Origin of the sequence: Brachyspira sp. (assembly GCF_050873525.1) — a bacterium.
Lineage (GTDB): Bacteria > Spirochaetota > Brachyspiria > Brachyspirales > Brachyspiraceae > Brachyspira.
In genome coordinates this window covers 1-8560 of record NZ_JBNMIZ010000109.1, presented here as the reverse complement: position 1 = coordinate 8560, position 8560 = coordinate 1, and the positions used below count along the sequence as shown (strand labels likewise).

Here is an 8560-nt window from a genome sequence, read left to right as displayed (position 1 = left end):
TTTAATTTTTTTTAATTTTTATAACATTGTAATTAACCTAATTTAAGCGATAAAAGTAAAAAATAATTCTAAAATGAGTATTATTATTTTTATGTATATTATTTCTTAACTATTGCTTATTTATTGATTATGTATTATAATAAATTAGAATCTTGAGTCAAGGGACAGGATTTTAATTATAGTCCTTTATGCCACAAATATTTTAATTATGAGGCATAAAATTTTAAAAAAAGGAGATATTTTATATGAGTTTAAAAGAAAAAAACAAAAAAGAAGATTTAAGAGTAGTAAAAACCAAAGAGATTATAAGAAATACTTTTAAAAGTATGATACTTGAAATGGATTACGATTATATCACGATAAAAGAACTTACCGAAAGAGCGAAAATAAACAGAAAAACTTTTTATTTGCATTATGAGAGTTTGGACGATTTATTACTCGAAATACAAGATAGTTATGCCAATGTTTTTATAGAAAAACAAATTTCTTATACAAATATTGAAGACATGAAATATTTAATCGGGTTATTTTTTGACAGCACAAATAACGAACCGCTCAACGAAAGAATATTATGCAGCGGAAGTTATAGAAATATTAGCGATAGAATAGTTAAAAAAGTTATGGATTATAGAAAGAAAACCAATAGAGGAGCTTTTTCGGATAACGAAGCTTACGAGAATATAATTTTTGCATATTACGGCGCGAATTCCGCGATTATTTACAGGCAATGGGTAGCGGATGGCAAAAAGTTATCGTTGGAAGAAGTCAAAGAACTTGCTATAAAATTAGTATGCAACGGTTTGGAAAGTATAATGAAACCTTAAAATTTTGTTTTATATATAATTATACTTAAAATGCATAACCGAATTAAATATTATTCTTTAATTTATAAACCAGACTTTTAAAATATTTTCCGCGCTCTTCATAATTTTTGAAAGAATCGAAACTTGCGCATCCAGGGGAAAGTAAAACTATATCTCCGCGCATTGCCAAAGAAGAAGCGTAATTAAAAGCGTCCGTAAAATCTTTTATTATAATTTTTTTATCGCTCGCTATCATATCGTTTAGAGATTCCGCAGCCTCGCCCGTTAATATAAGTTTTTTTACTCTCTCGTTTATAATATCGTTCAAAGGACTGAAATCAATATTTTTATTTCTTCCGCCCATTATTAGAATTATATTTTTATCGAAAGATTTTAAAGCGCTCATTACCGCGTTCATAGAAGTGGCTTTTGAATCGTTGATATACATTACATTATTTATAGTCGCTGCCAACTCCAATCTATGTTCGATTCCGTTAAAATTATTCACGGCGTTTTCTATATATTCTATGGGAATATTATTTTTCAAAGTCGCCAAAACTGAAACCAAAATATTTTCCACATTATGATTTCCAAATAATTTTCTTTTCTTTATTGAAAACAATTTTTTATTTTGATAAAATATTTCTTCGTTATCATAATAAATCGTGGCGTTTTTATTTTTAGTAGAAAAAGTCAAAACATTAAATTTTTCTTCTTTATTTTTTAATTCGTTATAAAGTCTATTCGTAAAAATATTATCGTAATTGAGAATTAAAAAATCGTTTTCGTTTTGATTCTTATAAATATTTTTTTTAGCGTTAAAATAATCTTCTATATCGTTATATCTATCCAAATGGTCTTCGGCAATATTCAATATCGCGCATATATGAGGATGGAAATTTTCGATTGTCTCGAGCTGAAAACTTGAAAGCTCCAAAATTATATCTTCGTCCTTTTCGATATTTTCAATTTCTTTAGAAAATGTATTTCCTACATTTCCCAAAAGTCGCGCCTTTTTATAAGAACTTATAATATTATAAATCAAATTTACTGTTGTAGTTTTTCCGTCCGTTCCAGTTATCGCTATATAATTTCTGTCGGGTAAAAGATTATATGCAAATTCAATTTCCCCTATTATTTTTATTTTTCTTTTTTTCGCTTCTTCAACCAACGAAATACTTTGCGGAACTCCGGGAGAAATTATTATAAGAGTTATATTTTTCAAAATCGAAGTATCCTGACTACCAAAAAATAATTTTGCATTTTTATCTTTCAAATTATCCAAATTGAGTTTATCTTTTTCTTTACTGTCGCTTAAAGCGTAATTAATATTTATATTTTCCGATTTATTAATATCGTAAATAACATTGGCGATACTTATACCGCTTCTTGGAGTCGCTCCGAGTATCAATATATTTTGTTTTTTAAGAAAGTCTATATAATTTTTATTCAACATTTTAACGCCGTAGGTTTTTTATTTATTATACAATAAAATTTGAAATAAAAAAGACGCTTCCAAATAAATGAAAGCGTCCTTAATTAAATTATGGATGGTTTTAATTATCTTAATTCTTCTGTCCCGGCATAAATAAATAATGCCAATTCGGATTACGATGTCCATCTGTAAACGCCGCCGAATGAGTAAGCAACGTGGTAGTATATTCTGGTCTTTGCCCCAAATATATATTCTGATTAGTCATATAAGGTATATTTTCACGCGTAAATCCAGGATTGCCTTCGTATGGACCATACAAATCATATACTCCATAATAAGCGTAAAAAGAATAAACGCCCGCAGCATCCTTATAGCCCAAATTATCTTCGGGGTCGACAACGAAAACTTCCACAAAGTTAGGGAATACAAATTGTCTTTCAAACAGTTTAGCTTCTCGGTATATTCCGTTATTGAAAGTTTCAATTCTGCAACGATAAGCTATGAAATCGTAAACTCCATCTTTAAACGGGTCGTCTCCACTTTTAAAATCTTCTTCTCCTCCCGTTTTTGCCTTAAAATAATACTTTCGCGCTTGAAATATGCTCAAAGTATTGGCGTAAACCCCTCCAACAGTTAAAACGCCTCTTTGTTTCCATTCATATCTTTCTATAGCGTATCCATGATAAGGTCCTTCGTTCCACATTCCGTTCCAATCTCCGAAATATTTATTTACATCTCTATGTCCAGTTATAATCGCTCCGACAAATTTCTTTATTATTCTGCCATCCTCTTTCCAAACTATATCTCCGTTATCGTTAAAATAATAATAATCTCGAGCCTGATAGTTTCCATTCTTATGCAAGTTTTGAAAATTATTCAAGTCGCGATTATTCGACTTATTTCTTATCGCAAATACTTTTCCATCGTCCATACCTCTTCTATTGATTTGGTCGAGCCATAATTGTTTTAATTTATTTGTATCTTTATAGCTAACGGTATAATAATCGTCTCCTTTCCCTGCATAAGGAACATATATTTTATAATAGTCGGTAGGTTTATCGGACAAATCTGGAGCGAGTATATCGTCCGAATATCTGACTTCGGAATACTCCAAATTGGTTGTAACGATATAATCGACATTCATATTTGTAGCCCAAGCTGGAATATCGCCCGTAAAACGAAGGCTATTCGTTTTGACTAAAGTATTGGTTAGCACATTTCCGTTTTGGTCAATTAATCCAGTTTGATTTAAATTGCTGTCCATCCTATCGGCGCATGAAACCATACAAATAGCCGCAGTCATAATAACGGAAATTATAAAATAAATTGTTTTTCTCATTTCATCCTCACTCAAATTTTTTATAATCTTGAAAAAATCTATTCTTTCAATACAAAAAGTATAACGATTTTTTTTGAAAAGTCAAATAAATTTATGAATAAAGTTAACATAATTTACTTGTCATTTAGAACTTTGCTTTATCGGTCATTATGCGCATTTGCTAAACCGTCATTACGAACTTTAATTTTATTGTCATTGCGAGTAAGTGGAACGAAGCGAAGCAATCCAATCTATATAAATTGCTTTATAATGGGAAGACTATTTTTTAGCCTTCCCCTATTCCAATAGTTTTGCTAATATTCTAAATTATCTTAATTCTTCTGTCCCGGCATAAACAAGAAACACCAGCCTCGATGGTTATCCGTAAACTCGGCGGTATGAGTCAACTGCCCAGTAGTATATTCGGGTCTTTGCTCCAAATATATATTATGATTGGTCATGTAAGGAATATTTTCAGGCGTGAAATAAATGCCCGGATGATTCTTATATTCTTTATAATAATTATATATTCCGTAGTAAGGATAATAAGAATGAACCGCGGCTGCGCCAGATTCCATACTATAATAGTAGTCGCACATAACTAAAACTTCTATAAAGCCCGGATTTATATATTGTCTTTCAAATAAATTATTTGCATAAGCCACTCCGTTATGGAAAGTTTCTACCTGATGCCTAAAAGTAATAAAATCGAATACTCCGTCTTTAAATGGATTGTCGCCCGCATATTTCGTTCGCGCCTCTTCGGTTGTCAAAGCGTTAGCGTAAATAGCTCCAACCGTATAGTCGCCTTTTAGTGTCCAGCTAATATTTACTATAGCCTGACGGTTATCGTTAAATCCAAAATTCGCTCTATGTCCCCTTTCTAACGACACATTTCTATATTCGGTTATAATCGCTCCCATAAACTTTTTTATAATAGTATTGTCTTCTTTATAAACTATATCTCCGTTTTCGTTGAAGTAATAATAATCCTGAGCGCTATATTGTCCATGAGTATGTCTTTTTTGAAAATTATTGGCGTCTCTATTATTTGACCTATTTCTTATAGCAAAAACTCTTCCATCGTTTATGGCTTTTCTATTGATTTGGTCGAACCATAATTGTTTTAATGTGTTTGTATCCGCATAGCTTACATTAGTATAACCGTTTCCGCCTACTGCAAAAGGAACTCGAATTCTGTAATAATAGCTCGTGTTCCATGTGGAATCGCCTCCAGAATCTCCGCTTCCGCCTGAAGAACCGCCGCCAGAATTTGCGGAATCGTTTCCAGAATTTGTATCATCGCCAACATTTACGCTCGAATAACCTCTTCTGCCACTTCCCGTAATATCGGCGCCACCGCAAGAAATTATTCCAGAAATACTAAAAGTCGCTATTAATAAAATAATAACTAATCTTTTTGAAAGTTTCAATGTTTTTGCATCAATCATAATTAACTCCTTATTTTAATTGCAGGTTTTTTAATCCTATACTAATAATATAACAAATATTTAATAAAAGTCAAATAAAATTTTAGCCAATCCAACACCAACAGCGAAGCAATCCAATTCTAATATTACTAACCAAAAATAAAGGCGACACACTTTCATGCATCGCCCTTGAGAATAACACAAACAAATAATCTAATATCTATTTTAACAACCGTGAACTTTCAAATCTATAATCGTTTGGAATTAATAATTAACTCTCAAATCGTTTTTCAATTTTAAGCCCGATTAAACCTTAACGCAAATTACTTCTTTAATCCGTCCGCAGAACTACTTATACTTGTGCCAAACTTTCTAAATTTTAAACCGCCGTCTTCTATAGTCAAAGTATATATATTGCCTTTTCCATCCGTAGCAATAGACGCGTCTTTAGTATTGTTTCCTACTGTAGGGCTTGAAGTTATACCCGTTATTTTTCCGTTAGCAGTAATCGAATAACTTTCTGATTTTTCGGCTATCTCGCTCGTTTTAAATATGCTTCCATCTTTAGCTATTTTTATAACATCGTCATTTCCTTTAGTTTGTTTAGAATTTGCTTTCAAATCCCAGCCCCATCCACTATGAGGAGCTGTTAATAGTTTAGCCTCTAATATTAAATATGTAGTTCCATTAACTTCGCTTAAAGGAATTTGACGAGTATTGCCGATTCCTATTCCCGCGCCCGCAGCGGTTCGGATTGTAGTTTTTTTACCAAAATATTTTTCTGCCTCTATTACGCTTCCTACTCCTCCAGCCGCTGAGCCACCAACTCCTACTACTCCGCTCAAACCTGCTTCTGACTTACCACTTATCTCGTATGCTCCATTATTATTTAATTGGAATGTTCCATTTATCTCGCTTATAACTTTTGTTGAAACTCCCGTTTTACCGCCGTTTTTCGTTACCATAACGCTAACCTTACTTCCGTCAAAGAAAATATAAGGATATTGCGCGGAAAGACTTAAATCTATAGCTGTAGAAAAACTCTTTCCTCCGTCACCGCTCGTGCGATATTTAATATTGTTTCCTTCTCCGTAAGCGATTATAAGTTTATCGCCCGAAACTACAACTACGGGGCTGTCTATATTATTGGCTTCCGATAATGTTGCGCTTGTAACGGTATCGTTTCCGCTTCCGTCAGTTGAGATAGGCAAATCTTTGTCTATTTCGGCAAAATCGTTACTCGCTGTCGGTTTTTTGTTACATGCAATGAATACTATTGAAATTAAAACCGAGATGCCTATTAGATATAATAAACCCTTTCCTTTTAACTGCATTAATTATTGTCATTTTGTTCTCCTCGCCTTTCGGCTCTCGCCTCTGGCTTTTTTTAAATTTTTTTTCTTTACTTATAATAACCGTTATTTTTAAAAAAGTCAAATATTTTTTTAATAAATTTAATCAAATCGTCCTAAATCGTCATTGCGAGACTTCGTAAGAAGTCGTGGCAATCCACTTCTTAATAACAATGGGTTTTCCATAAATGGCGCAGAAGCGAAAGCCCGTTGTTATCTACTTTGCAATTTTTATTAAATTCTCAAAAAACAAATAACTTAATCAAATAACAATTATTACTTTCTATTTATCGACTTTTAAATTCATAAAATTTAATTAAACTGTCATTTAAATTTTTACCAATCCGTCATTGCGAGCGATAGCGTGGCAATCCACAGTAAATAGATTACTTCGGGCGTTGCACTCGTTCCCGAAGGGACGCAGAGCGAATGACAAAATTTTATCAAAAAAGAACAAGAAATTTTTTATTATTTTATAAAAAATAAAAACTAAACTCTTGCATTGTTTTACAAATCCTTATAAAATAAAATAATTATTAAACATTTAAAAAATTTTAAATAAAATAGGAGAACAAAATGTTTAAAAGCGAATATGTAAAAAAAGTTTATGACGATTTATGCAAAAAAAACGAGGGCGAAAAGGAATTTCTAAATGCGGCGCTTGAGATATTGGAATCTTTAGAACCGTATGTTATGAAAAATCCCGCAGTCGAAAAAGAAAAAGTCCTCGAAAGATTTATAGAACCCGAAAGACTCATAATTTTCAGAGTATGCTGGGTTGACGATAATCATAAAATTCAAGTCAATAAAGGCTATCGAGTTCAATACAGTTCGGCTATCGGTCCTTACAAGGGCGGACTCAGATTCCACAAAACCGTTAATGCTTCGATAATTAAATTTTTAGGATTAGAGCAAGTTCTTAAAAATTCTTTAACTTCGCTTCCAATGGGCGGAGGAAAAGGAGGCTCGGATTTTGACCCGAAAGGAAAAAGCGACAATGAAGTTATGGCTTTTTGTCAAGCGTTTATGACGGAATTATATCGACATATCGGTCCCGATACGGATGTTCCCGCAGGAGATATTGGAGTCGGCGGAAGAGAAGTCGGCTATTTATACGGGCAGTATAAAAAAATCTGCAACGAATCTGTCGGCGTTATGACGGGAAAAGGATTAACATTTGGCGGTTCGCTAACAAGAACGGAAGCGACTGGCTACGGATTATGTTATTTTACCGAAGAGGCTTTAAAAACTTTAAAGAATACGGATTTTAAAAATAAAACGGTTATCGTATCTGGAAGCGGAAATGTTTCAATATATGCCTGCGAAAAAGCGAAAAAGCTTGGCGCTAAAGTTGTGGCTATGTCGGATTCCAACGGCTATATTTACGATGAAAACGGAATCGATTTGGATTTAATCAAACAAATAAAAGAAGTAAAACGCGGAAGAATAAAAGAATATTTGGATGTTCATAAAAATGCAAAATATTCTGAAAATTCTAAAGACATTTGGAAAATTAAATGCGATATTGCACTTCCATGCGCCACTCAAAACGAATTAGATTTGGAAGACGCAAAAACTTTAGTCAAAAACGGAGTAATAGCGGTATGCGAGGGAGCGAATATGCCTTCGAGTTTGGATGCGGCAAAATATTTTATCGAAAATAAAATCGTATTTGGTCCGGGAAAAGCCGCTAACGCGGGCGGAGTCGCTACTTCTGGTCTTGAAATGTCTCAAAATTCAATGCGTTATTCTTGGACTTTTGAAGAGGTTGATTCCAAATTGAAAGATATAATGATTAATATTTTCAAAAATACGCATGAAACGGCATCCGAATTTGGAAATCCTTTTGACACTCTAACGGGAGCAAATATTGCGGGATTTAAAAAAGTATGCGCCGCTATGATTAGTCAAGGCGTGATTTAAAATTTAGAAAATAAAAATAAAAAATAAATCGTCATTGCGAAGCTCTGCTGAAGCAATCTATACAAATTGGATTACTTCGGCAGAACCTCGTAATGACAATATTTTTTAATCGTCATTGCGAGCGACTTAAAGGAGCGAAGCAATCCAAACAAAATAACAACGGGCTTTCGCTTGTGCGTCACTTTGGGAAGCCTATTGTGTTAAAGTTTATAGAAAAACACACAAGGGATTAAAACCACCTTGTTTTATGCTTGGACTACTTTGAATAAAGACACGCAATGACGATTTTTATTTTAAAC

The 8560-nt window shown here is 32.9% G+C and carries 6 protein-coding genes; 2 read left to right on the top strand and 4 right to left on the bottom strand.

From position 1 onward, the window contains the following. Positions 1 to 245 precede the first annotated feature (245 nt). Complete coding sequence (locus ACR0QS_RS08220; protein WP_432632961.1) at positions 246 to 824, top strand: TetR/AcrR family transcriptional regulator; 579 nt, start codon at positions 246 to 248, stop codon at positions 822 to 824. Between the two features lie 43 nt (positions 825 to 867). On the opposite strand, the gene murD is transcribed toward ACR0QS_RS08220, so the two are convergent. From murD to ACR0QS_RS08200, 4 genes are all read right to left on the bottom strand, one after another. Then, complete coding sequence (gene murD, locus ACR0QS_RS08215) at positions 868 to 2259, bottom strand: UDP-N-acetylmuramoyl-L-alanine--D-glutamate ligase (protein WP_432632960.1); 1392 nt, start codon at positions 2257 to 2259, stop codon at positions 868 to 870. A 109-nt stretch (positions 2260 to 2368) separates the two neighbouring features. After that, a complete protein-coding gene (locus ACR0QS_RS08210) occupies positions 2369 to 3577 on the bottom strand; it encodes a hypothetical protein (RefSeq protein ID WP_432632959.1) in 1209 nt (402 codons plus the stop codon). Between the two features lie 311 nt (positions 3578 to 3888). Further along, a complete protein-coding gene (locus tag ACR0QS_RS08205; protein ID WP_432632958.1) occupies positions 3889 to 5007 on the bottom strand; it encodes a hypothetical protein in 1119 nt (372 codons plus the stop codon). 302 nt (positions 5008 to 5309) lie between these two features. Then, a complete protein-coding gene (locus ACR0QS_RS08200; RefSeq protein WP_432632957.1) occupies positions 5310 to 6320 on the bottom strand; it encodes a hypothetical protein in 1011 nt (336 codons plus the stop codon). A gap of 594 nt (positions 6321 to 6914) precedes the next feature. On the opposite strand from ACR0QS_RS08200, the gene gdhA reads away from it, so the two are divergent. Continuing rightward, on the top strand, positions 6915 to 8261 hold the full coding sequence (gene gdhA / locus ACR0QS_RS08195; protein ID WP_432632956.1) for an NADP-specific glutamate dehydrogenase: 1347 nt from the start codon (positions 6915 to 6917) through the stop codon (positions 8259 to 8261). The last annotated feature ends 299 nt before the right edge of the window (positions 8262 to 8560 follow it).